The following is a 24,764-nucleotide window of genomic DNA, read 5'->3' on the forward strand; positions in this document are numbered from 1 at the left end:
CCGTCGATTCCGATCAACGGCGCCCGCCCCTTCGCTCGCCGGTGCCCGGTTCAGGCCGATGCGGGTTGCCGGTCGTGCGTCGAGTAGTCCTTGAGCGGATAGCCGTTGACGATGTCCAGGAAAAGCGGGCTCTGCGTGGCGATCGCGGCCGGATCCATGGACTCGGCGGAACCGAAGTTGTAATTCCGGACCAGGAAGGGCAGCTGCTGGTTGTTCTCCACGAAGTGCCGGATTTCGAGCTCGTAGTTTTCGAAGGCCGCCGCGAACTCACCATCCGCGGCGGCGAGTTCGCCGGCAAGGACGTAGGCGCCGACCAGCGCGACCGAGGTTCCCTGCCCGGACATCGCGCTCGGGCAGAAGGCGGCGTCGCCGACCAATGCCACCCGGCCGTTGGACCATCGGTCCATCCGGGTCTGGCTCATCGAATCGAAGTAGAAGTCCTCGGCTTGCCACATGCTCTCGATCAACTGCGGCATGATCCATTGCCGATCCGCGGCGAAGTAGTCGGCCACGATCTGCTTTTGCTGCGCTTTGTCGCGGTAGCCGTAGTCGAGGTCCGTCGCCAGTACCCGGAGCATCGCCCGGGACACCGTGTTCTGCTTGGCGACGTAGAGCAGGGTCAGCGATTCGTCGGTCAACCGGGCGACTTGCCAGCGGTCGAGGCCGAGGTAGTTCGGCACGCTGAAGATCGCGGCATAGTTCGTGACGCCTTCTCGGATATTGACCGGGTGCACATAGTCGGCTTCGGGGCCGAAGGCCAGTTTGCGCACCCGGGAATGCAGCCCGTCAGCGCCGATCACGAAGTCGAAGCTGCGGCGCGGGTTTTTCTCGAAGGCGACCTCGACGCCGTGGGCGGTTTCGCTCAGCTCGGTGACTGAATCGCCGAAAAGGTACTCGACGTCGTCGCTGGTGGCTTCGTAGAGGATCTGGCCCAAATCGTCGCGCAGGATTTCGACGTCGTCGTTGTCGATCACGCCGCCGCTGAAGGTGAATTCGCTGCTGCTGGAAATTTCTACTCCCGCGGCGTCGAGCGAGCTGGCTCCGCGCATATCGGTCCGCTGCTCCCGGATTGCTTCGAGCAGGCCCATTTTCTCGACCACGTCGATGGCCACCGCCCGGATGTCGATGGCCTGCCCGCCGGTGCGGGTGCCGTCATTGCGTTCGACCAGAGTGACGTGGAATCCGTAGCGGTTCAGCCAATAGGCGACGGCCGGGCCGGCGATGCTGCCGCCGGAGACCAGCACGGTGGTCCGGGAACTGGTGGGAGATGGGATCTGGTTCATGGCTTCGCCTCTCGGAAAATGCTTCATGGATGACGCTTCACAGTCAACGCCGCAGGGATGTCGGATCGCTTACAACCCGCTTACAGTTTCCTTACACCGTGTCTATTTATAGTTTCGTTACACCGTGTACTTAAGTCAACCGAGGCGGCGGCGCTGGGCGAATCGGTGGTGATCCGGAGTTTGACGTCGGGCGCGGAGTGGCCGGCGTTTTATAACGAAAATATAACGCTAAATATTCGGACCCATCGCTGGACGGCTTTACCTCGAAGGACTTGTGACAGTACAAGCTACGGATAAAGGAATGATCATCATGCGCAAGTCCATTTTCACCACCGTCGGAGCCATCGCCGCTTCCGGAGCACTCGTCTTCTCCTTGGCCGCCTGCTCGGGCAGCTCCAGCAGCTCGAACTCCAGCTCTGCGAGCAGCTCCAGCTCGGCAGCGGCGCCGAAGCCGGTCGCCTCGATTCCGTCGCTGAGCGGCGTCTCCACCGCAGTGAAGCTCGATGCCTCCTTCGGAGCTGCTTTGACCACCTTGGGCCTGACCCCGGGCGTGATCGGCACCGCAGCCCTGACCGATGGTTCTTTGATCTTCCCGATCACCGGTGGAAAGGTCGATTACTACGACCCGGCAGCCAGCTACCGCCCCTACGTGCAAGGTCTGATCAGCCACGCGGGTTCCGGATTCTCGCTCACCGCCGGGGAGACCAAGGTCGACCTGACCAACTTCACCATTGATCCGGGCACCTCGAAGCTCTACGGCGACGTCGCGGTCAACGGCGCCGTGGCTGCCAAGCAGGCCTACATCTTCAACCTCGACGGCTCCACGCTGAAGCCGTTGCAGAAAGACGGCGACACCGCGATCTTGGAAGGCACCCGGGTGCTGATCTCCGACGTCGCCGCTGGGCTGTTGAACAAGACGTTCAACACCGACGCCGTGAAGACCGACATGCTGGTCGGCGTTGCCAAGATCATCGTCAACACCAAGTAGGTTCCCGGCTCGCTTCGGAAATCACTGAACGGTTATCTCCCACCGAGTCTCAAGACTCAGTGGGAGATAACCGTTTAATCCCACTGGGTTTCCCAACTCACTGGGACTTGGCTCGCGGAGGCCGGCCGCTAGAGATCAGCCGCCGGCAAAGGGCGGAAGTACATCGACGGTGTCCGAATCCGACAATGGGATTTCGCCCCGGCGCACGGCCACCCCGTTGTGCAGGAACGAACAATTCGGCAGCAGATCCGGCAGTGCCGGTGCGGAATCGGATGCCGAGGCCGAATGCCGGGCACCAAGCAGCCGAAGCAGCGCACCGAGCGTTTCCGGAGCCGGAAGCTGCTCTGCCTCAACCCCGGTTGCGGCCTTCGCGGCGGCGAAGTATCGTACCTGCACTTATCCTCCGATGGCGCTCATCGAGCGGTCCGGCTGCACGTAATCCGCCGAATCCAAGCCGGTATGGTCCATGCCGTGCGCTTTCGGCTTGGACCACATGGCCGCACGCCAACGGTCGGCCACCTCGGCGTCGTCCGCGGTTGCCCGCAGCAAGCCGAGCAGATCGGTCTCTTCGCGGGAGAACAGGCAACTCATCACCTTTCCCTCGGCGGTGATCCGAGTCCGCCGGCAATCCGCGCAGAACGGTTCGGTGACCGAGGCGATGATGCCCACGGTGCCGAGCAGCCCGGCGTCGCCCGGGCGACGGACTTCGAACCGTTCGGCCGGGGCACCGTCGCGTCGCCGCGGATCCGGGGCGAGTTCGAACCTGGTGGACAGCAGGGCTTTGGTCTGGGCCGCGGTGACCATGCCGTCCCGGGTCCAGCCGTGATCGGCGTCCAAAGGCATTTGCTCGATGAAGCGCAGCTCGATCTGCCGGGACAGGGCCCATTCCAGCAAATCCGGTGCTTCGGCGTCGTTGACGCCGCGCATCAACACCGCATTGACCTTGACCGGGGCCAGGCCGGTGGCCAACGCCGCATCGATGCCGGCCAAGACCTGGTCCAAGAACGGTCGCCGGGTCAGCTGGGCGAAGGTCCCGGGGTGCAGGGAATCCAACGAAACATTGATCCGGGTCAGGCCCGCGATTTTGAGCGCGGCGGCCTTTTTCGCCAAACCCACGGCATTGGTGGTCATCGATACCGGCAGCCCGGGATGTTCGCTGCGGATCGCGGAGATGATCTCCACCAGATCGGCGCGCACCAACGGCTCGCCCCCGGTGAGCCGCAATTCGCGGACACCCAAGCGGGATACCCCGATCCGGACCAATCTGGTGATTTCCGCAGCGGTCAGCACCTGGTTTTTGGCCAGCCAGCTCAATCCTTCCGCGGGCATGCAGTAGGTGCAGCGCAAATTGCATTTGTCGGTGAGCGAAATCCTGAGGTCGGTGGCCTGCCGTCCGAAGCGGTCCAGCAGTCCGGCACCGGGCCGGGGCACGGTATTGTCCGGGTTGCCTGTAGCGGGCATCCCCAAAGCGACGCGTCCGGAGCCGGATTCCATACATCAACGCTACGCCACCGGAGCGGTCCCGGCGTACTCGGGCGTCCTGGGCAGAACTTACGAGTCGAAAACATCTCGGTCGAAGCTGTCCAGATCCGGCCCGAACCGCATAAGGTCGGGGTATGAAACTTCTCCGTGCCCGCCCCGCGGCCGCTTTCGTCCTGGCCGCGGCCGTGCTGCCCGCCCTCGCCGCGTGCGGCGGATCCGCTGCTGCGCCGAGTGACGCGAACAGCAGCCCGGGCACCGCCTCCGGAGCCACCGGGCAGATCACCGTGTTCGCTGCCGCTTCGCTGACCGACGTGATGAAAACGCTCACCGAGAAGTACCGGCAGGAAAATCCCGGCATCCAATTCACGCTCAGCTATGCGGCGAGCTCGGCTCTGGTGCAGCAACTGACCGCCGGTGCAGCTGCGGACGTCCTGGTGACCGCGGATGAAGCCTCCATCGCCTCGATCCCGCAGGACACGATCCTGGCGCCGGGCACCACGATCATTGCGAGCAATGAAATCGTGCTGGCGATCGCCCCGGGTAATCCGGGCAAGATCAGCACCCTGGAAGATGCCACCAAGGACAGCAAGATCGCAGTCTGCGCTCCGGCAGTGCCGTGCGGCCGGGCCGCACAGCGGGTGCTGGACGCCGCGAAACTGACGCTGAGCGGGGCCAGCCAGGAAAACGATGTCAGCGCGGTGCGGACCAAGGTTTCCACCGGACAGGTCGACGCCGGGTTCGTCTACAGCACGGATGCCAAAGCGACCGCCGGGCAGGGCGTCACCAGTGTGAAACTCGATGACCCGTCGCCGAACAAATACCCGCTGGCGATCACCAAGGCGGCCGCGGACAAACCGGAGGTGCTCGGGTTCAAAACCTGGCTGGCCGGCCAGGAAGCTGCCGGAATCCTGGCGGCTGCGGGATTCGGCCCCGGCGCTGCCGGCAACTCCGCCAGCGCCTCGCCTTCCGGGAAGTAATCCCGGTCCTCGATGCGTCAGTTCGTCCCGTCCACCGTGCCGCGATGGCTCTGGGTTCCTGCCGGAATTGCGCTTTTCCTGCTCGCCGGTCCGCTGATCGCGCTCGTCGTGAAGGCGCCTTGGACGCAGTTGCCGGAGCTGTTGAGCAGCCCTGATGCGTTGCAATCGCTGTGGCTCTCCCTGCTGACCTCCTTCGCGTCGACCCTGGTCTGCGCGGTATTGGGGGTTCCGTTGGCGGTGCTGTTGAGCAAGCTGACCGGCTGGTGGATCGGTCCGATGCGCGGCCTGCTGCTGATCCCGTTGGTGCTTTCACCCGTAGTCTCCGGCATCGCGCTGCTGTACTTCTGGGGTCGCAATGGCTTGTTCGGCAGTCTGCTCGGCCAAATCGGGATCGACGTCGGTTTCACGCCTTGGGCGGTGGTGCTGGTCCAGGTCTTCGTTTCCCTGCCATTTTTCGTGATCTCGACGTTGACCAGCCTCAACGCGGTGGATCCGGAATTGGAAATGGTGGCCGCGACCAGCGGCGCCGGTGCCGGGCAGATCCTGCGCTACATCACGACGCCTTTGGCAATGCCCGGAATCCTGGTGGGCGCCTTGCTCGCCTTCGCCCGATCGCTGGGCGAATACGGAGCCACGATCACCTTCGCGGGCTCAATCGCGGGTCGGACCAGGACCTTGCCGTTGCAGATCGAATTGAGCCTCAATTCGAACCAACCGCAAGCGGCGCTGGGGATTTCGCTCATGCTGATCGGGATTTACGTGGTGGTCCTACTGCTGGCCAGGCTGGGCACCAACAGGCTCCCCGGTTCCAGGGCTCCGGGGCGCTGACGGCGCCAGATCCACGCCGCCAACAACACCAGGACTGCGCCGGCCAAAGCGGACCTGGCCGTGACCATCGACTCCGGCAGCGGGGTGCTCAGGTAGAGCATGGTGAGCGCCACCACCACGCTGAAATATTCATAACGGCCGCTGAGTACGATCAAGGGCAGCAGCAGCAAGGCGTACCAGACGTAGGTGGGGCTGACCACCAGCAACACCACTGAGACGAAGAGCACCTGGCTGTCCCAGGGCCGGTCCGGATCGGTCCTCCGCCAGAGCAGGATCCCGGTGCCCAGAATGATCAGCGCGCCCACCAGCACCGCCGCCTGAGGCGGCAGGAAAAGCGTCAACAACACGAATCGGGACGTCTGCTGGGTCGAATCGTAGCCTTCTTCACTGAGGTAGCCGGGCAGGAAACCCAACACCCCGATCCCGGAAAGCAGCAGATACGGCAGGTACAAGACCAGGAACGTGCCGATCGAGACCACGATGAAGCGCCAGGGTTTGCGGTAGAGCATTCCCGGAGCGGCGATCACCGGGACCAGTTTCGTGGCGACCGCGGCGCCGAAGGCGATTGCGGATCCGGTCACCCGCCCCCTGGCCAGCAAGATCACCGCGAGCAGCAGCAATCCGGCGCCGAGCAGGTCCACATGCGCGTTGTTGATGCCCTCGATCACCACCAACGGGCTCCAGGCCCACCAGGCCACGCGATCCAGCGGCAACGCGAACTTGCGGCTGAGCCGGAGCAACCCGAGCGTGACGCCCAGGGCGAGCAGCAGACCGGCTGCTTGGAACCCGATGAAGCCCACTTCCGCGGGCAAGGGCAGCCGGACCAGGAAGAAATAGATCTCCGACGTCGGCGGGTAGATCGTGGGCACGTTGGGCCGGTTCACCGCAAAACAGACGCCATTCGACTTGTCCGGGATCGCTGGGAAGTTCGCCTTGTCACAACTGCCGTCCGGCAGCGGGGCTTGGAACAACCACTCCGGCCGCAGGCTTTGCAGGGCCGGATCGGCGGGGACATGGTCGTAGGGCGAGATGCCGGCCTTCTGCACGATGCCGTCCCAGGCATAGCGGGCAGAATCGTTGCTGGTGGAGGGCGGCGCGCTCAACGCCGCAGCGCCCAGCAGCAAGGACCCCACGAGGACGAGGCCGGCCAAGGGGCGCAGCCGCCGGATGTCGCTTCCCGCCGGCTGCGCGCGGCGCAGGCAGAACACCGCCAGTCCGAAAACCAGCCAACAGGCCAAGGTCATGAAGAAATTGACCCGGCCGCTCTGCGCCGATTCCCGGGCCACGCCGGGGATCAACCAGGCAAGCCGGGGCAGATCCATCAAGGACCAGACCATGGCACTGAGCAGTAGGACGAGCAAACCGGTTGCGACCAGCCAACGGGTTTTTGGTGTGTGCATGTTTCCAGAGTGCCGCATCGAGCCGGGAAGCCGGCTCAGGGCGGGCCAACCGTTCGGTATTCGTAAGGACTGGGCAGGGCCTTTGCGCGCTGATCGGTGGTCTGATGGGAGCATGGACCGGTTGACCCGATTTCTTCAAGCACGCATGGAGGGGGTTGCCACGCGGTTGCATTCACCGGTCCGCTCCACCCGGCTCACCGTGGTGCTCGGCCGGTTGCTCGGGCCGGCGTTCTTGATCTGTTTCGGCACCGGCCTCTTCTCGCATTATCTGCAAGACCCGGGGGACATCACCTTCTTCCTGACCCGGCCGGTCTGGATCTACCAGGTGACCCAGGGCATCCACATCACCGTGGGGATTGCTTCGATCCCGTTGCTTTTCGCCAAGCTATGGTCGGTTTTCCCCGAACTGCTCAAGTGGCCGCCGATCAAAAACGTCTGGCACGGTCTGGAACGCGCCTCGATCGCGCTTTTCGTGTCCGCCTCACTGGTGGAACTGACCATTGGCTTGATCAACACCTACAAGTGGTACCCCTGGCCGTTTCCGTTCCGGCAGACCCATTATTGGTTGGCTTGGGTCATTGTCGGTTCCTTGGCGTTGCACATCGCGGTGAAGTTGCCGATCATCGCCGAACACTGGCGCAAACGGCGGGAACCCGACGGCGCCAGCCGGCCCGCCGGCCGTTGGCCGCGTCGGGGATTCCTGGCCGCCGTCGGGCTGAGCTCGTTCACCCTGGTGTTGACCACCGCCGGGCAGTCTTTCGGCTGGTTGGCTCCGTTCAACCTGTTCGCGCCGCGCCGGATGGGCACCGGGCCGCAAGCGGTGCCGGTGAACCGGACCGCGGCCGAGGCGAAGGTGCTGGCCTTGGCCAACGATCCGGGCTGGGCGCTGCAGGTGACCTTCCGGGGCCGCTCAGCTGCCTACAGCTTGGCGGAACTCGGCGCCATGCCGCTGAGCGAGCACCAATTGCCGATCGCCTGCGTGGAAGGCTGGAGCCAGTATGCGAACTGGCGCGGCGTGCCGATCCGGGATCTGATCGCCACGGTCGGCGCCCCGGCGGATTCGCTGCTGCGGATCACCTCCTTGGAGCCCAACGGAGGCTATCGGATCATGACCATGCCGGCCGCCTATACCCAGGATGCGCAAACCATGGTGGCCTTGCAGCTCAACGGCGAAGTCCTGGATCTGGACCACGGCTACCCGGCCCGGATCATCGCTCCGGGCCGGCCCGGAGTGCTGCAGACCAAATGGCTCAAGAGCGTGGAGGTCCTCGGATGAGGCGCGCAACTTTGCGGTCCGGACTCAGGGAATTCTTCCGGCTGCCGCGGTTTTCCCGGAAGCAACTGCCCAGGCTGGCGCTGGGCGCCCTGGGCCTGTTCGGGATCGGCGTGGGGATTTTCGGTCTGCCCACGCAGCTCGAGGTGTCCCAGCTGATCGGATTGGCCGGCTGGCTGGCTGCGTCCTTGGTCCTGCACGACGGCATCCTGGTTCCGTTGAGCCATCTCTTCGGTTTCGGCCTGCGCCGGCTCAGCTATGGCCTGCAGCCGGAATCCGCGGCGGTGGTCCGCACCGCGCTGCTGATCGGCGCGGTGTTGACCCTGGTCGGCTTGCCGCTGCTCAAGGCCCAGCAAGTGGCCAAAAACGTCTCCGTGCTGCAGGACGACTATCTGCTCAGCCTGGTCTTGTTCTGGGCCGGCCTGGTCCTGGCCGCAGCGGTCACCGTGCTGCTGCTGGAACGCCGGTCCCGGCGGGCGCGCCGGGACCGGGCAATTCAATCGGAGATGGGTCAATCGGCGACAGACTCGGGTAATCCTTAACGAGAGTATTCATACGGGACTGACCACTATTGCATGCCGCATGGGTCTAGTGCAGCAGACCCCCCCAAACACGCCGGAGCGCTTCACCTCAGGGTAAGGCTTTGGCATAATCAACATCCTTCCAGCAGAGACCACAATCCTCATAGTCAATGCGACCCAAACCCTCAGCAGACCCGCTTCATTGCGTCCGTGCGTACGACTGGAGTCTTCTTTACGGACGAGCTCGCCGGGCGTGTCGGCGCTGAGTCTTTGTCTGGGCCCGCTCGCAACCGGCCATAGTCTTTGCATCGTCAGGGATTTCGGACAAGCACTTGGCACTCTCGGGCGAGAGTGCTAACTTAAATAGTGCACAGTTGATACTGCCTATCGAGGTGGTGGGCAGGTGTGTATAGGAGGTGATTACTGTGCTGCGTTTTGACCCATTTGGCAACGTTGAAGCGATGACCAGGTCTCTTCTAAGCGACGATGGGACGCGACGCTCCCCTCGGTTCATGCCAATGGACCTTTATAAGGTCGAGGACCATTATGTGGTGGATGCCGATCTACCTGGAATCGATCCGGGCTCCATCGACATTTCCGTCGACAACGGTACGCTGAGTATCTCGGCTCAACGCACCGCTCGATCGGATGAAGGCGTGCAGTGGTTGGCCAGCGAACGCTTTTCTGGTCAGTTCCGTCGCGAACTGACTCTCGGCGAAGGCATTGACCGGGACAATATCACGGCGGTCTACGATAACGGAGTTTTGTCGGTGATCATTCCGTTGGCTGAGAAAGCGAAGCCTCGGCGGATCGAGATCAGTCACACGGCTAAGACGGCGTCCTCGCAAGCCATCGAATCGTAGCTTAATCATTGGGGTGGGGCGGCGCTGCCGCCCCACCCCAATCTCTTTAAGGACCATTGAAAAAACGCCTTCGTATACGAGACATCAAATACTCAAAGCAACTCAGACACTCAAACACATAGCGCAACACGTGCGGTCAGTGCGCTCCACTCGGCAAGCACTAGGGGGGAAGGCTGGGGCACCTGAGGCCATTGCCGCAGCGCCGACTGGACTCATTCACGCCGGAATAATGCACCAGGCACTTGGGCGCTTCCTGAAGGAAAGAATCCCGAGGGGGACGGGCCTCCCGTTTCCCACTACTATGCGCCCTTTTCACGGTAAAGGCAGCCACTTCCATCCGCTATCTTCAGTTGAAGCGGCTGCCCCGATCCTGATGAAAAGAGGCGGACGAGTTTGCTTCGCACCATGGTGGATGATTGCTCAGTAACGTCTATGGTCACTCGCTCGGCGTGTTATGGGGTTGGTCGTCGGCTTGATGTTTGCGGCGTTGATGACCTCGCACTGCCCACGTGGTCACCCCGATAATGACCGCCAAGGCCAAGATGGCGATGAGGATTAGCCCGAAGTAGGGATATGGTGCCTCCACAATCCTTCCCTACGACCTTTCTTGGCTTTGCTTGTCCCAGGTGGGCGTATTAGGTTCGCCTGTTCCGGTCCCAGCTGGCATGTAGGGTTCGGCAGGGTCCCCAAGCGGTTCATCGGTCGCCGGATAGTCCGCACTACCTGCAACGGTTTCGGTACGGTCATTGTCGATGTGACCGCGCCACTGTCCGGTTTCCTGACCACGATCTTCAATGAATTCTTTGAAATTGTCCAGGTCCTTCCTCACCGCAGCATGGTCCATGGTGAAGATCGACGCTGCCGTTTCGAGGATCCCGGAAGGCTCCCAAACGATTTCAACAGCGACCCGCGTCGCGTTGGTGCCGAGACTCTCGAAGCTTATTTGTCCACGGTTTTTAACGCCGTCCATACTGGACCAGCGCACGAGGTGATCGGGCCGTTGCTCTTCGATCTTCGCGTCGAACTCGCGCCGGACGCCCGCGATCGTTGCAATGAACCGCACCACTTCGTCATTGAGCTGCTCAACCTCATCGACACTCGACATGAATTTTGGAAAGTCTTCCTACTGGGTCCACTGGTTATAGGCTGTCGAAATGTCCACATTGACGTCGATCGATTCTTTGATGCTAGTCATTGGAACCTCCTGAAATAGATGCGTTAAGCCATTGAGGTTCGGCGCGAAGCGCTTCGCCCCGAACCCTACTGGTTTTGACCTTTAGCCGTCGTTTCGGTGGCTGTTCCCACCGCCGCGGACTTTCGCCTCGTGCGGCTCAGCTTCAGCGCCCTTTCGACCCGCCTCGTGGGGGTCGGCACCGTTTTCAGTGCCGAAGCTGCCAGTGCTCGCTTCGCCACCTTTACGCGCTTGCTCTGCGGTATCTTGACGATTCCCGAATTGTCCCGAGTTCTTGTTATCAGCCATGATGATCTCCTTTTCGGTTGGCCGTTCTTCAAGCCGACCAAGAGACCCCCAGACCTGAAAGCCCCTGCCGCGATCCCCAAGGACGGTGTACCATGTCAACGCTTACGGACCTGCGATGAAACGGCCCCGTCGCCTCGGCTGCGCCAGCGGCCGATCGGCTTTGGGGCACGGTGCCGCTACACCACTCTGGCGGTCTCGGTCTCCTCTGATTCCTCTGGGGACTGATCAGGCCCAACCTCCGCGAAGTTAGTTGCCAAGCAGGCTGACCCGGCGACCGCCGTGTTCGACGCTGCCCAGCAGGGTCCAACCGGCGTCGGCGGCATAGCGGTGCAATGGCTCGGAACCCAGCCGGGCCCAATCGAAGGTCTCGCTGCTCCGGCCGGCCGAATCGACCAGGATCGCTTGGTAGCGTGCTTCCAACCGCTTCAGCGGATCGGTTTCCACGATCAGCCGGGCACCGGGGGCCGCGATGCTGAGCAGCTGGCCCAGCAGTGCCTGCGGGTCGCCGCCGATGCCGATATTGCCGTCCAAGAGGAGCAAGGTCTGGAAGTCCCCGGGCAGCGGGTCGAAAATCGATTGTTCGAACACCGTGGCGCCCTGGCTTCTGGCCCGGGCGGCGGCCAGCGGGTTCGAATCCACCCCGTAAGCGGCCAAGCCGAGGTCTTCGGCGGCGACCAGCATCCGGCCGGGTCCGCATCCGATGTCCAGCACCGGACCGCGGGCGCCGCGCAACAGGGAACGTTCGAAGTCGTTCGCCCGGACCAACCAGTCCTGGACCCGGTAATGCACCGCGGGGACCGCCCCGGAGACATCGAGCACGCTGAGTTTCCCCTGGCCCACCGCGAGCGCGCGGGCATACGGTTCCGCCGAACCCCGGCCGAAAGTGTGCCGGGAGCCCGGTGACAGTCTGCTGGACACCAATTCGGCGCTCATCGGAGCGCTCCGAGATCTTCCCGCTGGACGGCGGCTTCGGCTGGACCTGCGACGACTGCGGGGCCGGCAGCGAACGAGGCCACGTGTGCCGCGAAGCGGCTGCCCGGGCAGAGCCGCGCCACATGCTGCGCGTCCTCGAAATAGTCGACGTCGCGCAACTGCGGCAGCAACCCCACGGCCAGGCCGGCGTCGGTCAGCCGGTCGTGCTGGGCCTGCCCGGTGAATCCGGTGGACATCGGCACACCCCGGATCAACTCCGGGTCCGGCTCGGCGAGGGCCAGGGCCCAGAAGCCGCCGTCGTCGGCCAAGCCCAACCAGGCATCGTGCCTGGGCTGCTCCGCGGACCAGTCGTCGAACATCGATTGCAGGTCCGCAGCGGTGAACTGCGGGGTGTCCATGCCCAGGATCAGCAGGGGGCCAGCGCTGGCGGTGCAGATCGCGGCCAGCCGCTCGTCCAGACCGCCGGCGGCCTGCGGGACCAGCTCGAAGCCTGCCGCATCGGATTCCCGGGCAGTGCCCTGGAAGACCAGCAAGCGGCGGCCGGCCGGCAGGGAACGGACCGTGTCCAGGGTTTGGCTCAGGCTGCTTTGCGCCAAGGCCGCGGCCTGGACCGGACGCAGCGGCGGGGTCAACCGGGTTTTCGCTTTCCCGGGCAGGCACTCCTTGGCGATCACCGCCACGGCGAGTTCGGCCGCGCGGCTCATGGCCGGGCCCGATCCGGGGTTGCGGCCCGGTCCGCGGCATGCGCTCGCAGTTGCCGGGACATGTCGGCGACCGCAGTCAGCGTGCCGCGCAACGTGCCGGTGACTTTCGACTTGCCGTCCCGGAGCCGGTAGGGGACCGGCCGTTCGATCACCCGCCAGCCAGCACGGTGCCCGGCGAGCACCATTTCCAGTGGATAGCCGCTGCGCCGGTCCTGCAGGCCCAAGCCGAGCAGAGCTTCGCGCCGGGCCAGGCGGAGCGGGCCCAGATCGGTCAGCGGATAGCCGGTCGCCCGGCGGATCCGGCGGGCCAGGAACCGGTTCGCGAGCCGGGCGTGCAATGGCCAGGCCCCGGGCTCGGCTTGTCTGGCACCGAGCACCAAATCGGCTTCGCCGGCATCGACCAGGGTGCGGAACCCGTGCAGCAGACCCGGGTCGAGCGAGGCATCGGCGTCGCAGAAGGCCACCAGCGGGGCGGTCGCGGCGAGCAAACCGGCGTGCGCCGCGCTGCCGAAGCCGCGGCGGCTTTCGGACACCACCAGGGCGCCAGCCGCGGCGGCGATCTCCGCGGAACCGTCGGTGCTCCCGTTGTCCACCACGATCGCCCTGGAGCCAGGGGGCAACGCGGCCAGGACGGTGGGCAGGGCCGCCGCCTCGTTGAGGCAAGGGAGCACGATATCGATCTGGTTCACTCTTCGACGGTAGATTCCGAACCTGCGTGTCCGCTGCCCTAAATCATTACGTAACCGGGACGCTTGGCGGCAACACCGGTTCTGCGCGGCCGGGAATCTTATGCTTGGAAGGTGAACACTACGCAGGGGCCGGCCACGCCGGAGGCCGGCAATCGCAAGATCCTTCTCGTCGAGGACGAAGAAGTGATCGCCCAAGTGGTGCGCGATTATCTGGTCAAGGCCGGCTACCAGGTGGAACAGGCCAGTGATGGTTTCACCGCATTGCACCTGGCCGGTTCCACGCATCCGGACCTGATCATCCTGGACCGGATGCTGCCCGGCCTGGACGGCGCCGAGGTTTGCCGCCGGATCCGCCAGACCATGAGCATGCCGATCATCCTGCTGACCGCCTTGGGCACCGAAGACGATCGGATCCTCGGCTTGGAGATGGGTGCCGACGACTATGTGACCAAGCCGTTCTCACCGCGCGAGTTGGTACTCCGGGTCAATTCGGTGCTGCGCCGCAGCGTCAAGGAATTCACCCCGGAACCGATCGTCGAGCTGGCCGGTTTTTCCCTCAACCCGGCCTCCCGGGTGGTCAGTCTGGACGGCGTCGAACTGGCGTTGACCGCGCGGGAATTCGATTTGCTGGCCTTTTTCTTGCGCCGGCCGAACCAGGTTTTCAGCCGGGAGGATTTGATCCGCGCCGTCTGGGGCTGGGACTTCGGCGATCTGTCCACGGTGACCGTGCACGTGCGCCGATTGCGCGAAAAAATCGAGAAGAACCCGACCAAGCCGGTCTTCCTGCACACGGTTTGGGGTGTCGGGTACCGGTTCGACGCCCCGGGTGGCGGCAGCCAGTGAGGACCGGGGGAGCGCTGTGGCACTGAGCCAGTTTTTGACGATCTTCGGCTGGGTCCTGGGCTGGGCGCTGGCGATCGGTGCGATCACGCTGCTGTTGCTGCGGCTTTTGCGCCGGGCCTCGATCGTGCTGCAAGTGTGCCTGGTGGTCGTCGCCACAGTGGCGGTCCTGGTGGCCGGAATGGTCAGCGCGTCCAACGCGATGTACATTTCCGCGCAGAACCTGGAAATCATCTGGTACATCGTCGGCACCGCCTCGATCGTCGCGGTCGCGGTGGCCTCGGTGCTGGGACTCGGCCTGGCGCGCTACACGACGGGTTTGACCAATGCGGCGCATCGGATCGGTCTGGGCCAAACGGTTTCGCCGGAGCAGAGCATGAGTTCCGAATTCAGCAGGCTGGCCCAGGAGCTGCAAGCCACCAGCGAGAAACTGGAGGCCTCCCGGCAGCGGGAAGCCGCGATGGAGGAGGCCCGGCGCGAGCTGGTCTCCTGGGTATCGCACGATCTGCGCACTCCGCTGGCCAGCATGAAAGCGATGACCGAAGCCCTGGAAGACGGCGTGGTCACCGATGTTTCCGATTACCACCGGAAGATCATCGCGCAGGCCGACCAGATGGCGGTCCTGGTCAACGATCTGTTGGAACTGTCCAAGATCCAGTCGGGTTCGCTGGTGCTGCACACTGGGCCGATCGACCTCTACGACCTGGTTTCCGATGCGATCGCCGACCTGGCGCCGCTCGCCGCGGCCAAAGGCATCACGGTCCAAGGCGACGACGTCGGCTCCACCGTGGTCGATGCGGACAGCGCCTTGATCTCCCGGGTGATCCGGAACCTGATCGTCAATGCGATCAGCTACTCGCCGGAACGCAGCACCGTCCGGCTGGCCGCGTCCAGCGACGCCGGGGATGCGCTGATCCAGGTCAGCGACGAATGCGGCGGCATCGACGAAGCCGATCTGGACCGGCTTTTCGAGATGGGTTGGCGCAAGAGCACTGAGCGGTCCAGCTCGGCGTTCAGCGGAGCCGGCGTCGGTTTGAGCACGGTGGCCGGAATTCTGGCCGCGCATTCCGGAAGCGTCTCGGTGCAGAACACCGGCCACGGTTGCCGGTTCACCGTGCGGATCCCGAAAGCGATGCCGGAGTGAGCCAGCGGGTGCTCGACGGTTGGGCGTTCCTGTCCGGGGTGCTCGCGGTGGCTTTCGGGGTCCTGGCCGGCGAACTGCTGGCCGGGTGGCTGAGCCCCTCGGTTTCCCCGGTGAGCGCAGTCGGGTCGATGGTGATCGACGGATTGCCGCCGGGGGTCAAAGACCTGGCGATCTCGCTCTTCGGCACTGCGGACAAAGTCGTCTTCCTGCTGGTCATGGCCGTGGTCATCGGGGTTGCCGCCGGACTGGCCGGGGTGTTCGAAGCGCACCGGAAGAATGCCGGCTGGCTGCTGGTCGCGGGGTTCGGCCTGCTCGGCGCGGCTGCGGTCTTCGCCCGGGCGCAGGGGAACACGGTCGCGCTGGCGCCGCCGGTTGTGGCAGCGCTGCTGTCCGTGGCCCTGCTGCGGATCGCGATCGCCCGGTTGCGCGATTGGCGGACGGCTCAGGCTGATCCGACGGTTTCGCTCGAGACCGGACGACGGCGTTTCTTCCAAGTCCTCGGAGCAAGCGCGGCCGGGGCGCTGCTCACCGGTCTGGCAACCGGCGTGGTGCGCGGCTCGGTGGCCAGCTACCAGGCGGCCCGGGACAAATTGAAGCTCCCGGCACCGGCTGAGCCGGCCGCGCCGATCCCGGCCGCGGCCCAGCTCGAGGTGCCCGGTTTGCGTCCTCTGGTGATCCCGAACGACCAGTTCTACCGGATCGACACCGCGCTCGCGGTGCCGGTGATCAATCCGGACGACTGGCAGCTCAAAATCACCGGGATGGTGGATCGGGAGGTCAGCATCACCATGGCCGAGCTGTTGGCGCAGCCAATGATCGAGCGCTATGTGACGATCGCCTGCGTGTCCAACGAGGTCGGCGGCGATCTGATCGGCAACGCCCGTTGGCTCGGTTGGCCAGTCCGCGAATTCCTGGCCCGGGCCGGCGTGCAGCCGGGGGCGGACATGGTGCTTTCGCGTTCCCAGGACGGATTCACCGCGAGCACGCCGATCGAGGCGCTCACCGACGACCGGGACTCGATCATCGCGGTGGGCATGAACGGGCAGTTGCTGCCTCTGGAACACGGCTTCCCGGCCCGGCTGATCGTGCCCGGGCTGTACGGCTACGTCTCGGCGACCAAATGGCTCACCGAGCTGAAGGTGACCACCTTCCAAGCAGATCTGGCCTACTGGTCGACCCGGGGTTGGTCGGAACGGGGGCCGATCAAGCAGTCATCCCGGATCGACACGCCGCGTTCCGGAGCCGCGGTGTCCTCCGGGAAGCTCGTCCTGGCGGGCAGTGCCTGGGCGCAGACCACCGGGATTTCCGAGGTCCAGGTGCAGGTCGACGACGGCCAATGGCAGAGTGCCACGCTCGCGGCCGGGATTTCCAAGGACACCTGGGTGCAGTGGAGCGCCGCCGTGGAGGTCGCCCCGGGACAGCACCGGGTGCAGGTCCGATCGGTCGACGCCGCCGGGCAGCCGCAGCGCGCGGAGTATGCGGCGCCGGCTCCGGACGGCTCCAGCGGTTACCACGCGATCCGGATCAACGCGCAATAGCGGTAGTGGCGCTGCTCGGAGTCTGTCAGTCGCGTAGCGGCGCTTGCGCGAATTCGGCCATCCCCGACTCGAAGTTCCAACGTTCCCGCCAACCTAGCTCGGCTCTGATCCGCGCGGAGCTGGCCGTGATGTGCCGGACGTCGCCGAGCCGGAACTCACCGGTGCGCACCGGCGCTGGGCCGGCGCAGGCCGCGGCCAGCGCGGCAGCCAGATCACCGACCGTGTGGACTTGTGCCGAGCCGACGTTGTAAGCCCGGAAGGCGGTGTCCGGCAGCACCGCGCTGCCCCGTTGGGTTTCGCGCAGCGCGGCGAGGTTCGCGCTGGCGATATCGTCCACATGGATGAAGCTGCGCCGCTGCGCACCGTCTTCGAACAGCTTCGGGGCTTCGCCCCGGGACAGTGCCGAACGGAAGATGCTCGCCACCCCGGCGTACGGGGTGTTCCGCGGCATGCCCGGTCCGTACACATTGTGATAACGCAGTGCGATCGCCCGGCCGCCGGATTCCCGGGCCCAGTTGGCGGCCAGATGTTCCTGGGCGAGCTTGGACGTGGCGTAGACGTTCCGGGGATCCAGCACGGCGTCCTCGGCAACCAGATCCGGAGCCAGCAGTTCGCCGGTTTCCGGGTGCCGCGGATCGAAGACCCCTTCGCGCAGATCCTGCAGCGACCGCGGGCCGGGGCGGACCAGGTTCCCGGAACCGTCCCGGTAGGCGCCCTCGCCGTAAACCACCATCGACGAGGCCAGGACCAGGCTGGCCACACCGGCCCGGTCCATCGCGGCCAACAGCACCGCAGTCCCTTGCACATTGGCGGCGACGTAGTCCGGAGCATCCTGGAAATCAACGCCCAGACCTACCTTGGCTGCTTGGTGGGACACCGCATCGATGCCCTGCAACGCCCGGGCCGCGGTGCCCGGATCGGCCACCGACCCGGAGACCAGTTCGACGCCGTCGGGCAGCGCCGGGGCATTCCGGTGCACCGCCGGGTCCAGCGAGTCCAACACCCGGACCTGCCAGCCTTGGGCCAAGGCCGCGGCCACCACGCGGGAACCGATGAATCCGGCGCCGCCGGTGACCAGCAGCCGCATCAATCCGCCTCCGGCGCCGACCGGCCGGAAACCACGACCGGTGCCGCTAGCACCGCCTGGACCGCTTCCGGGTTGATCCGCGGCTCCGGGCGGTAGTCGTCGTCGAGCTTGTCCAGGACCTGGGCCAGAACCGCGGCGACCCGGGATTGGGCGGCGCGCAGGCGGTGGAACACCAATTCCGCAGTGACCGGTTCGGAACCGTCGTGCCCGGTGTCCGAATCGGTGATGTACGCCAGGGTGGCGAAGCCCAGATTCAATTCGGCGGCGAGCACCGGCTCCGGGTACTGGGTCATGCTGACCAATTCCGCACCGGCCGAGGCGAGCCAATCGGATTCGGCCGGGCTGGTGAAGCGCGGTCCGTTGATCACGGCGACCACGCCGCCGTCCTGGTGCGGTTCGGCCAAATCGCGGAGGCTTGCCAGGAGCGCTCCGCGCAGGTTTTCGCAATACGCCTCCGCGGCCGGAAGGTGCTGCACCCCGGCCTCGGTGCTGCCATCGTAGAAACTGTCCGCCCGGCCCCACGTGCGGTCGAAGAAATCGCTGACCACGGAAAAGCTGTCCCGGGGCTGGGTCGCCGCGAGCGAGCCGACTGCGGCCGAGGAAATCACAGCACGCACGCCCAGTGAAGCCAAGGCCCAGATGTTCGCGCGGTAGTTGATCTGCTGCGGCGGCACTTTGTGCCCGCCGCCGTGCCGGGGCAGGAAGGCCACCACCCGGCCGTTGAGCTCGGCAACCGTCACCGGCGCCGAAGTGGCCCCGAACGGCGTGTCCACCCATTGCGTGCGCAGGGTCCGGCTGCCGGGCAGCTGGTACATGCCGCTGCCGCCGATGATGCCGACCAGGGGCCGGGCTCCGTGGTCGGCGGTGCCGCCGAGTTGCGTGTCCATTCCCCCATTGTGCCAAGCGGAACCGGTGGATCCGGAGCGGAGGGCTTACGGATTGATGACGAGGCGGCGCACCGCCGGGCTGATCCGCGAGCGGCTGCGAGAATGGTCGGTATGCGGACGGTAACCGAACACCAGACGGCTGTGGCCGAACTCCTCCGGCCCCGCTTCGAAAAGCGCGGAGCCGAGTCGGTTCCGTTGCCGCAGGCACTGCACCGTTTGCTCGCGGAGGACCTCCGGGCACCGGTCGCACTGCCGCCGTTCGACAATTCGCAGATGGACGGATACGCCGTCCGCTCCGCGGAGTCCGGCGCCCGGTTGCCAGCACTGGCTGCGATAGCCGCCGGGCAGCAGGCGGCTCTGCTGCCGCCGGGCCGGACCGTGCCGATCATGACCGGCGCGATGCTGCCGGCCGGAGCGGACGCGGTGGTGCCAGTGGAAGCGGCGCAGCCGGCCCGATTCGTCTCGGCCGGGGAATCCGTACTGCTGCCGGAGGCTCCGGCGGGGCAATTCGTGCGCCGCGCCGGCAGCGACATCGCCATCGGTGCGCTCGCCGTGGCGGCCGGAACCAGATTGGGCCCGGCGCAGTTGGGGCTTCTGGGCGCGCTCGGGCTGGGCAGCGTGCCGGTGCTGCGCCGGATCACAGTGGCCGTGCTCAGCACCGGCGACGAACTGGCCGCGCCGGGGGAGCCGCTGCCGCCGGGCCGGATCTACGACGCCAACAGCACCTTGCTCGGGTCTGCGCTGAGCGAAGCCGGGGCAACCGCGGTGCTGCTGCCGACGCTGCCGGACGACCCGGCCGGCCTCGACGCCGTGCTCGACGGATTGACCGGCGTCGACCTGCTGATCAGCACCGGCGGGATCAGCCAGGGGGCCTTCGAAGTGGTCAAACAAGGTTTGGCCGGGATGGTGGGATTCCACCAGGTGGCGATGCAGCCCGGCGGCCCGCAGGCGATCGGCTCGGTACGGATCGGACCGCCGGGCGAAGAACGGACGATCCCGTTCCTGGGCTTCCCCGGCAACCCGGTGAGCACTTTGGTCTCCTTCGAAATGTTCCTGCGCCCGCTGTTGGCCGGACCGCGGAACCGGCTCCGTGCCCGGCTCAGCGCAGATGCCGCGAGCCCGCCCGGCAAACACCAGATCCGGCGCGGTTTGTTCGCCCAGGAAACCGTGCAGTTGCTGGGCGGCCCGGGCTCGCATTTGCTGCATGCTATGGCGCAAGCCAATGCATTGGTGCATTTGCCGCTGGGGGTGGCGGAGCTGGCCGCCGGCGAAGAAGTGGAAGTATGGCTGTTATGAAACTTTCGCATCTGAATGCCGCCGGCGAAGCGCAGATGGTCGACGTCTCCGGGAAGCCCGAGACCACCCGGGAGGCCACCGCGCAAGCGGTGCTCTGCAGCACCGAACAGGTGGTCGCCCTGATCAGCGACGGAGGGCTGCCGAAAGGCGACGCGGTAGCAGTGGCGAGGGTGGCCGGGATCATGGCCGCGAAGAAGACCCCGGAGTTGATTCCGCTATGCCATCCGTTGCCGTTGAGCAAGGTGACGATCGGCTTCGAACTCGATGGCGACCGGGTGCGGATCCTGGCCACAGTGCGCACCCGAGGCGTCACCGGGGTCGAAATGGAGGCACTGACCGCGGCCAGTATGGCCGCATTGACGCTGTACGACATGATCAAAGCGGTGGACAAAGCGGCCGTGCTCGGGGAGATCAAGCTGCTCGCCAAATCCGGTGGCAAAAGCGGGGACTACCGGGCGGCGGAAGCATGACCGCGGAGTCCAGGCGGGCCGGAATCGTGGTGGCATCCACCCGTGCCGCGCGCGGGGAACGCGCGGACGCGAGCGCGCCGTTGCTGCAGAATTGGCTGGCGGACCGCGGCTTCACGGTGTTGCCGCCGGCGATTGCAGCGGACGGCGAACCGACCCGGGCCGCGATGCTGCAACTGCTCGGGCAGGGGGTGGACCTGCTGCTGACCACGGGCGGGACCGGGCTGACTCCGGACGACCGGACCCCGGAGATGACCAAGCCGCTGTTGCAACTGGAGATCCCGGGGTTGATGGAGGCGATCCGTGCCGCGGGCCTGCGGAACACGCCGATGGCGGCACTCAGCCGGGGCTATGCCGGGATCGCGCAGGGGGCGTTATTGCTGAACTTGCCCGGATCGGCCGGCGGGATCCAGGACGGACTAACCGTTCTGGATCCGATCCTGGATCATTTGCTGGCACAACTGGGAGGCAGCCATGAACACTGATCGATCCGGACTTCCGGAGACCGGCGATCGGCCCGCGGCGCCGGCCGGCCCCGCCGGCCACGTGGTTTTCGCCGCTTTGTCAGCCGGCCCGATCGGCCTGCCGGAAGCCCTGCTCGCGGTCGAATCCCCGCAGTGCGGTGCCGTGGTGGGCTTTTCCGGCGTGGTGCGCGATCACGACGGCGGACGGACGGTCAGCGCCTTGAGCTACAGCGCGCATCCCAGTGCGGAGCAGGTTTTCAGCGCGGTGCTGGCCCGGGTGGCGCAGGAGTTCCCGGGGACCAGGCTGTGGGCCCAGCACCGGGTCGGCGAGCTGCAGATCGGTGATCCGGCCTTGGTCTGCGCAGTCGCGGCCGCGCACCGGGGCCTGGCCTTCGCGGCCTGCAGCGCCTTGGTGGACCGGATCAAAGCCGAGGTGCCGATCTGGAAAGAACAGTTCTTCGCCGACGGCGGGGTGGAATGGGTCGGCGCCGGCCCGGCCGCGGATTCTGTTCCGCCGCAGCCGTCCCAGTAGGCTGGTCGGGGGAGGCAGGAAGCATGACGGAAAATTTGCGCGTTGCGGTGATCGGGGCCAATGGCCGGATGGGCGCGGCTGCGGTGGCCGCGATCGGCCGGGCCGATGGCTTGGAATTGGTGGCGGCCCTGGGCCGCTCCGACCCGCTCGAGCGTCTGCTGGAGACCCGGGCACAAGTGGTCGTCGAACTGACCGTGCCGGACTCCTCGGAGCAGAACGTCCGGTTCGCGGTGCAGCACGGATTGCACGCGGTGGTGGGCACCACCGGTTGGGACGCCGGGAAACGGACCGCTTTGGCCGGGCTGCTCGCCCAGAATCCGGGAGTGGGTGTGCTGATCGCGCCGAATTTCGCCCTCGGCTCGGTGCTGGCCACCCGGTTCGCGGCACAGGCCGCACGCTATTTCGATTCGGTCGAGATCATCGAACTGCACCATCCGCACAAAGTCGATGCCCCCTCGGGGACTGCGATCCGCACCGCACAGCTGATCGCACAGGCCCGGGCAGGTCTGCCACCGGCTCCGGATGCGACCGAGCAGGCGATGCCCGGCGCCCGCGGCGCCGTCGTCGACGAGGTGCCGGTGCATTCGGTCCGCTTGGCCGGGCTGACCGCGCATCAAGAAGTACTGCTGGGCTCCGCCGGCGAGCAGTTGAGCATCCGGCATGATTCGTTCGGCCAGGATTCCTTCATGCCCGGAGTGCTGTTGGGCGTGCGCAAGGTCGCTTCGGTTCCCGGATTGACCTACGGGCTGGACGGCTATTTGGAGTTGGATTCGTGAAAACCAAGATTTGGGTAGGCCTGATCTGCCTGTTGCTGATCGGTTACATGGTGGTGCTGCTGCAGCGTGCGGTGCTGCTCATCGTGGACGACAACTGGATTGCCAAGGTGCTCGGCGTGGCGCTGATCCTGCTTCCGCCGATCGGTGCCTGGGCTCTGGTCCGGGAACTCTTGTTCGGTTCCCGGATGCAGAAGCTGGCCAAGATCCTGGAGGCCGAAGGCGGACTCCCGGTGGACGATCTGCCCCGGACGCCGGGCGGCCGCATCGTCCGTGAGGCAGCCGATGCGGAGTTCGTGAAATACCAGCGTGAGGCCGAAGCCGCCCCGGACGACTGGCGGTCCTGGTTCCGGCTTTCCTGCGCTTACGATGCCGCCGGCGATCGGAAACGTGCGCGCTCCTCGATGCGCGACGCGATCGCGATGTTCCGCAGCAGCCCAGTTCCGCAGTGATCCCGTTCCGCGCTGAAGCCACGAACCCCCAGGACGGCGTGCCGATCGCCTGGGATTCGGTGGGCGCGACCGGTCGGGAGACCGTGCTGCTGGTGCACGGCAGTGCGCTCTCCAAGGCGATTTGGCGGGGCATGGGCTATGTCGCGGCGCTCACGGAACAGTACCGCGTGGTCAGCATGGACCTGCGCGGGCACGGGCGCAGCGGCAAGCCGCATGATCGTGCCGATTACCGGCTCGACCGGGTGCTGGCGGACGTGCTGGCGGTTTTGGACTCTGCAGGCGTGCGGCAGGCGCACTATCTCGGCTATTCCTTCGGCGCCCGGCTGGGCTTCGGCCTCGGCAGCGTGGCGCCGGAGCGGATGGCCTCCTTCGTTTCACTGGCCGGAAGCTACCGGATCACCCCCGGATCGATCGCCGAATTGTTCTTCCCGGGTTACGACGCGGCCTTGGCCTCCGGTGGCATGGACGGGTTCATCGCCGGCTGGGAAGGCCGCACCGGGCGTCCGGTGGATCCGGTGACCCGGATGGCGTTCAAAGCCAATGATCCGCTCGCCTTGCGTGCCTATTTCGCGCAGACCGAAGCCGGGGAAGGAGTTCCGGAGGCTGAGTTGCGCGAATTCCCGGTGCCGGCGTTGCTGCTGGCCGGTACCCGGGACACCCGGAGGTTGGCCGATTCCCGCCGGGCCGCCGAACTGATGCCGCAAGCGCGGCTGGTGGAACTTCCCGGCCGGAACCACGGCGACACCCTGGTCCCGGCGGCGCCGGTGCTCGCCGAAATACTGCCCTTCATTGCGGCCCATCCGGTGCGCCCGGAGCCGCCGACTCCCGGACTGCCAGCTCCTTGAGCAGGACCGGCACCAAGAACTTCGCGGTGCGCCGGTATCCGGTCCCGGACGGGTGGAACCGGTCCACGGAGAACATTTCTTCCGGGTGGTCCCGGAACAGCGGGCCGGCCAATCGCCCCAGCAGCACGTATTTGACGCCGGCCGATTCGGCCGCCTGGGCTTGCGCGGCGGCCATTCGTTTGGAAGCGACCCGGACCACGGAGCGCAGGGGCTGGGGCACCGGCCGCAGCGTGCCCAGATCCGGGCAGGTGCCGACGACTACCCGCGCACCCAAGGCCTGCAGCCGGACGATCGCCTCGCTCAGGTGCGGGACCGCCTGGGCCGGGCTGATCCGGTGCGTGACGTCGTTCCCGCCGACGACGATCACCGCCAGATCCGGCCGGTAGCCTTCCGGAAGCCCGTCGATCTGGTTTTCCAAGGCACTTGATTCGCTGCCGACCACCGCCGCGGTGCGCAGGTTCACCGCACGGTCGGTCTTTTTCGCCAACTCCCGCGCGATCCGAGCCCCCAAGGTGTCCTTCGGCCGTTCCGCACCCAGCCCGGCCGCGATCGAGTCGCCCAGGATCAGCAGCCGTACCGGGTTTCCGAGCTTCTTCTTGTAGGTCTTGTCCGCATTGAGCGCGATTTCACCGAGCGGCTTGCCGATCCGGCGTCGGGCCATTCGGCCTTGCGCTTTGAACAGGTAGAAGGCTGCGGCTCCGGCCGCCGTGGCGGTGCCTGCCGTTGCAGCCGCGCCGATGCCCACGGTGCGCACGAGCCGGGGCCATCGTTTCGGCGCCCCGGCGGGGTTCGGCTGCGCCGGGGTCTGTGGCTGGAGTGGGCTCACGCTGCCAGTGTAACGGGAGCGGCTGTGTTACCGGGTGGGGCTAATAGGTGGCGTTGTGCGCGCAGTGCCGGGGACCGATGCGACTGGCCCCGGCGGTTTCTGGACGGCAGCTGGCAATTGCCGGCCACCCCTTGCGCCGGGCCGGGCAGCGGAGTACATCTTGAGGTATTGCTGTTTCACCGCGATGAGCAA

General features: G+C 65.9%; 27 protein-coding genes and 1 pseudogene. 16 read left to right on the forward strand and 12 right to left on the reverse strand.

Annotation, left to right across the window (positions count from 1 at the left end):
* Nucleotides 1–50: 50 nt before the first annotated feature.
* Entirely contained in the window at nt 51–1,283 is a 1,233-nt protein-coding gene (locus tag JOE69_RS14915) for an FAD-dependent monooxygenase (RefSeq protein ID WP_309800009.1), read from the reverse strand.
* Between the two features lie 310 nt (nt 1,284–1,593).
* Between JOE69_RS14915 and JOE69_RS14920 the strand changes: the two genes are divergently transcribed.
* Entirely contained in the window at nt 1,594–2,271 is a 678-nt protein-coding gene (locus tag JOE69_RS14920; RefSeq protein ID WP_296364088.1) for a hypothetical protein, read from the forward strand.
* Between the two features lie 135 nt (nt 2,272–2,406).
* Here the strand turns inward: JOE69_RS14920 and JOE69_RS14925 are convergent, their stop codons facing one another.
* Together JOE69_RS14925 and moaA are read right to left on the reverse strand one after the other, a co-directional pair.
* Complete coding sequence (locus JOE69_RS14925) at nt 2,407–2,667, reverse strand: MoaD/ThiS family protein (RefSeq protein WP_309800011.1); 261 nt, start codon at nt 2,665–2,667, stop codon at nt 2,407–2,409.
* Complete coding sequence (moaA, locus tag JOE69_RS14930) at nt 2,668–3,732, reverse strand: GTP 3',8-cyclase MoaA (protein ID WP_309801325.1); 1,065 nt, start codon at nt 3,730–3,732, stop codon at nt 2,668–2,670.
* A gap of 155 nt (nt 3,733–3,887) precedes the next feature.
* Here moaA and modA point away from each other — a divergent pair, with 155 nt between their 5' ends.
* Entirely contained in the window at nt 3,888–4,730 is an 843-nt protein-coding gene (modA, locus tag JOE69_RS14935) for a molybdate ABC transporter substrate-binding protein (RefSeq protein ID WP_309800013.1), read from the forward strand.
* Between the two features lie 12 nt (nt 4,731–4,742).
* Complete coding sequence (locus JOE69_RS14940) at nt 4,743–5,558, forward strand: ABC transporter permease (protein ID WP_296364091.1); 816 nt, start codon at nt 4,743–4,745, stop codon at nt 5,556–5,558.
* On the opposite strand, the gene JOE69_RS14945 is transcribed toward JOE69_RS14940, so the two are convergent.
* Nucleotides 5,486–6,958, reverse strand: coding sequence for a glycosyltransferase family 87 protein (locus tag JOE69_RS14945; protein WP_309800016.1), 1,473 nt, complete (start codon nt 6,956–6,958; stop codon nt 5,486–5,488). The two genes, JOE69_RS14940 and JOE69_RS14945, sit on opposite strands and share 73 nt — an antisense overlap.
* A 121-nt stretch (nt 6,959–7,079) precedes the next feature.
* On the opposite strand from JOE69_RS14945, the gene JOE69_RS14950 reads away from it, so the two are divergent.
* The 3 genes from JOE69_RS14950 to JOE69_RS14960 all read left to right on the forward strand — a co-directional run bounded on the left by JOE69_RS14950 (nt 7,080) and on the right by JOE69_RS14960 (nt 9,615).
* Nucleotides 7,080–8,234: a molybdopterin-dependent oxidoreductase gene (locus JOE69_RS14950; RefSeq protein ID WP_309800018.1), complete on the forward strand. Its 1,155-nt coding sequence runs from the start codon at nt 7,080–7,082 to the stop codon at nt 8,232–8,234.
* A complete protein-coding gene (locus tag JOE69_RS14955) occupies nt 8,231–8,773 on the forward strand; it encodes a hypothetical protein (protein ID WP_309800021.1) in 543 nt (180 codons plus the stop codon). The genes JOE69_RS14950 and JOE69_RS14955 overlap by 4 nt, the downstream gene beginning before the upstream one ends.
* A gap of 404 nt (nt 8,774–9,177) precedes the next feature.
* The gene (locus JOE69_RS14960) at nt 9,178–9,615 is read left to right on the forward strand and encodes an Hsp20/alpha crystallin family protein (protein ID WP_309800022.1); all 438 of its coding nucleotides are present in this window, start codon (nt 9,178–9,180) and stop codon (nt 9,613–9,615) included.
* 595 nt (nt 9,616–10,210) lie between these two features.
* Here JOE69_RS14960 and JOE69_RS14965 read toward each other — a convergent pair.
* The 5 genes and pseudogenes from JOE69_RS14965 to JOE69_RS14985 form a co-directional block, all read right to left on the reverse strand.
* Nucleotides 10,211–10,726: pseudogene (locus JOE69_RS14965) on the reverse strand (SRPBCC family protein); the annotation flags it as partial.
* A gap of 165 nt (nt 10,727–10,891) precedes the next feature.
* Nucleotides 10,892–11,095 (reverse strand): hypothetical protein, encoded by a 204-nt coding sequence (locus tag JOE69_RS14970; RefSeq protein WP_309800024.1) that lies wholly within the window; start codon nt 11,093–11,095, stop codon nt 10,892–10,894.
* A gap of 246 nt (nt 11,096–11,341) precedes the next feature.
* The gene (locus JOE69_RS14975; RefSeq protein ID WP_309800025.1) at nt 11,342–12,028 is read right to left on the reverse strand and encodes a class I SAM-dependent methyltransferase; all 687 of its coding nucleotides are present in this window, start codon (nt 12,026–12,028) and stop codon (nt 11,342–11,344) included.
* Nucleotides 12,025–12,732: a TIGR04282 family arsenosugar biosynthesis glycosyltransferase gene (locus JOE69_RS14980; protein WP_309800027.1), complete on the reverse strand. Its 708-nt coding sequence runs from the start codon at nt 12,730–12,732 to the stop codon at nt 12,025–12,027. Before JOE69_RS14980 ends, JOE69_RS14975 begins: the two co-directional genes overlap by 4 nt.
* Nucleotides 12,729–13,421 (reverse strand): glycosyltransferase family 2 protein, encoded by a 693-nt coding sequence (locus JOE69_RS14985; protein ID WP_309800029.1) that lies wholly within the window; start codon nt 13,419–13,421, stop codon nt 12,729–12,731. Before JOE69_RS14985 ends, JOE69_RS14980 begins: the two co-directional genes overlap by 4 nt.
* 111 nt (nt 13,422–13,532) lie before the next feature.
* Here JOE69_RS14985 and JOE69_RS14990 point away from each other — a divergent pair, with 111 nt between their 5' ends.
* The 3 genes from JOE69_RS14990 to JOE69_RS15000 are packed head-to-tail and all read left to right on the forward strand — an operon-like array spanning nt 13,533 to nt 16,943.
* The gene (locus JOE69_RS14990) at nt 13,533–14,264 is read left to right on the forward strand and encodes a response regulator transcription factor (protein ID WP_296364098.1); all 732 of its coding nucleotides are present in this window, start codon (nt 13,533–13,535) and stop codon (nt 14,262–14,264) included.
* Nucleotides 14,265–14,280: 16 nt separating this feature from the next.
* Complete coding sequence (locus tag JOE69_RS14995) at nt 14,281–15,405, forward strand: sensor histidine kinase (RefSeq protein ID WP_309800032.1); 1,125 nt, start codon at nt 14,281–14,283, stop codon at nt 15,403–15,405.
* Nucleotides 15,402–16,943, forward strand: coding sequence for a molybdopterin-dependent oxidoreductase (locus JOE69_RS15000; RefSeq protein WP_309800034.1), 1,542 nt, complete (start codon nt 15,402–15,404; stop codon nt 16,941–16,943). Before JOE69_RS14995 ends, JOE69_RS15000 begins: the two co-directional genes overlap by 4 nt.
* Before the next feature lie 25 nt (nt 16,944–16,968).
* On the opposite strand, the gene JOE69_RS15005 is transcribed toward JOE69_RS15000, so the two are convergent.
* Nucleotides 16,969–18,030 (reverse strand): NAD-dependent epimerase/dehydratase family protein, encoded by a 1,062-nt coding sequence (locus tag JOE69_RS15005; protein WP_309800036.1) that lies wholly within the window; start codon nt 18,028–18,030, stop codon nt 16,969–16,971.
* Nucleotides 18,030–18,917: an MTAP family purine nucleoside phosphorylase gene (locus JOE69_RS15010; protein ID WP_309800038.1), complete on the reverse strand. Its 888-nt coding sequence runs from the start codon at nt 18,915–18,917 to the stop codon at nt 18,030–18,032. The genes JOE69_RS15005 and JOE69_RS15010 overlap by 1 nt, the downstream gene beginning before the upstream one ends.
* 111 nt (nt 18,918–19,028) lie before the next feature.
* Here JOE69_RS15010 and JOE69_RS15015 point away from each other — a divergent pair, with 111 nt between their 5' ends.
* From JOE69_RS15015 to JOE69_RS15045, 7 genes are read left to right on the forward strand one after another with little or no spacing between them, the layout of a single operon-like run.
* Nucleotides 19,029–20,213, forward strand: coding sequence for a molybdopterin molybdotransferase MoeA (locus JOE69_RS15015; protein ID WP_309800039.1), 1,185 nt, complete (start codon nt 19,029–19,031; stop codon nt 20,211–20,213).
* A complete protein-coding gene (gene moaC / locus JOE69_RS15020) occupies nt 20,201–20,683 on the forward strand; it encodes a cyclic pyranopterin monophosphate synthase MoaC (RefSeq protein WP_309800041.1) in 483 nt (160 codons plus the stop codon). Before JOE69_RS15015 ends, moaC begins: the two co-directional genes overlap by 13 nt.
* A complete protein-coding gene (locus JOE69_RS15025; RefSeq protein WP_309800042.1) occupies nt 20,680–21,165 on the forward strand; it encodes a MogA/MoaB family molybdenum cofactor biosynthesis protein in 486 nt (161 codons plus the stop codon). Before moaC ends, JOE69_RS15025 begins: the two co-directional genes overlap by 4 nt.
* Nucleotides 21,155–21,676, forward strand: coding sequence for a molybdenum cofactor biosynthesis protein MoaE (locus JOE69_RS15030; RefSeq protein WP_309800044.1), 522 nt, complete (start codon nt 21,155–21,157; stop codon nt 21,674–21,676). Before JOE69_RS15025 ends, JOE69_RS15030 begins: the two co-directional genes overlap by 11 nt.
* A 23-nt stretch (nt 21,677–21,699) precedes the next feature.
* Complete coding sequence (gene dapB / locus JOE69_RS15035) at nt 21,700–22,452, forward strand: 4-hydroxy-tetrahydrodipicolinate reductase (RefSeq protein ID WP_309800047.1); 753 nt, start codon at nt 21,700–21,702, stop codon at nt 22,450–22,452.
* A gap of 47 nt (nt 22,453–22,499) precedes the next feature.
* Nucleotides 22,500–22,901, forward strand: a complete 402-nt coding sequence (locus JOE69_RS15040) for a hypothetical protein (protein WP_296364214.1) — start codon at nt 22,500–22,502, stop codon at nt 22,899–22,901.
* Nucleotides 22,898–23,746, forward strand: a complete 849-nt coding sequence (locus JOE69_RS15045; RefSeq protein ID WP_309800049.1) for an alpha/beta fold hydrolase — start codon at nt 22,898–22,900, stop codon at nt 23,744–23,746. Before JOE69_RS15040 ends, JOE69_RS15045 begins: the two co-directional genes overlap by 4 nt.
* Here JOE69_RS15045 and JOE69_RS15050 read toward each other — a convergent pair.
* Nucleotides 23,688–24,572 (reverse strand): SGNH/GDSL hydrolase family protein, encoded by an 885-nt coding sequence (locus JOE69_RS15050; protein ID WP_309800051.1) that lies wholly within the window; start codon nt 24,570–24,572, stop codon nt 23,688–23,690. The two genes, JOE69_RS15045 and JOE69_RS15050, sit on opposite strands and share 59 nt — an antisense overlap.
* Between the last annotated feature and the right edge of the window lie 192 nt (nt 24,573–24,764).

This window comes from Arthrobacter russicus (assembly GCF_031454135.1).
Classification (GTDB): domain Bacteria; phylum Actinomycetota; class Actinomycetes; order Actinomycetales; family Micrococcaceae; genus Renibacterium; species Renibacterium russicum.

Coding starts and splice junctions, on each gene's coding strand:
- JOE69_RS14915 (WP_309800009.1), bottom strand. CDS start 1,283: ATGAACCAGATCCCATCTCCCACCAGTTCCCGGACCACCGTGCTGGTC.
- JOE69_RS14920 (WP_296364088.1), top strand. CDS start 1,594: ATGCGCAAGTCCATTTTCACCACCGTCGGAGCCATCGCCGCTTCCGGA.
- moaA (WP_309801325.1), bottom strand. CDS start 3,732: ATGCCCGCTACAGGCAACCCGGACAATACCGTGCCCCGGCCCGGTGCC.
- modA (WP_309800013.1), top strand. CDS start 3,888: ATGAAACTTCTCCGTGCCCGCCCCGCGGCCGCTTTCGTCCTGGCCGCG.
- JOE69_RS14940 (WP_296364091.1), top strand. CDS start 4,743: ATGCGTCAGTTCGTCCCGTCCACCGTGCCGCGATGGCTCTGGGTTCCT.
- JOE69_RS14945 (WP_309800016.1), bottom strand. CDS start 6,958: ATGCACACACCAAAAACCCGTTGGCTGGTCGCAACCGGTTTGCTCGTC.
- JOE69_RS14955 (WP_309800021.1), top strand. CDS start 8,231: ATGAGGCGCGCAACTTTGCGGTCCGGACTCAGGGAATTCTTCCGGCTG.
- JOE69_RS14970 (WP_309800024.1), bottom strand. CDS start 11,095: ATGGCTGATAACAAGAACTCGGGACAATTCGGGAATCGTCAAGATACC.
- JOE69_RS14975 (WP_309800025.1), bottom strand. CDS start 12,028: ATGAGCGCCGAATTGGTGTCCAGCAGACTGTCACCGGGCTCCCGGCAC.
- JOE69_RS14980 (WP_309800027.1), bottom strand. CDS start 12,732: ATGAGCCGCGCGGCCGAACTCGCCGTGGCGGTGATCGCCAAGGAGTGC.
- JOE69_RS15005 (WP_309800036.1), bottom strand. CDS start 18,030: ATGCGGCTGCTGGTCACCGGCGGCGCCGGATTCATCGGTTCCCGCGTG.
- JOE69_RS15010 (WP_309800038.1), bottom strand. CDS start 18,917: ATGGACACGCAACTCGGCGGCACCGCCGACCACGGAGCCCGGCCCCTG.
- JOE69_RS15015 (WP_309800039.1), top strand. CDS start 19,029: ATGCGGACGGTAACCGAACACCAGACGGCTGTGGCCGAACTCCTCCGG.
- moaC (WP_309800041.1), top strand. CDS start 20,201: ATGGCTGTTATGAAACTTTCGCATCTGAATGCCGCCGGCGAAGCGCAG.
- JOE69_RS15025 (WP_309800042.1), top strand. CDS start 20,680: ATGACCGCGGAGTCCAGGCGGGCCGGAATCGTGGTGGCATCCACCCGT.
- JOE69_RS15030 (WP_309800044.1), top strand. CDS start 21,155: ATGAACACTGATCGATCCGGACTTCCGGAGACCGGCGATCGGCCCGCG.
- dapB (WP_309800047.1), top strand. CDS start 21,700: ATGACGGAAAATTTGCGCGTTGCGGTGATCGGGGCCAATGGCCGGATG.
- JOE69_RS15040 (WP_296364214.1), top strand. CDS start 22,500: ATGGTGGTGCTGCTGCAGCGTGCGGTGCTGCTCATCGTGGACGACAAC.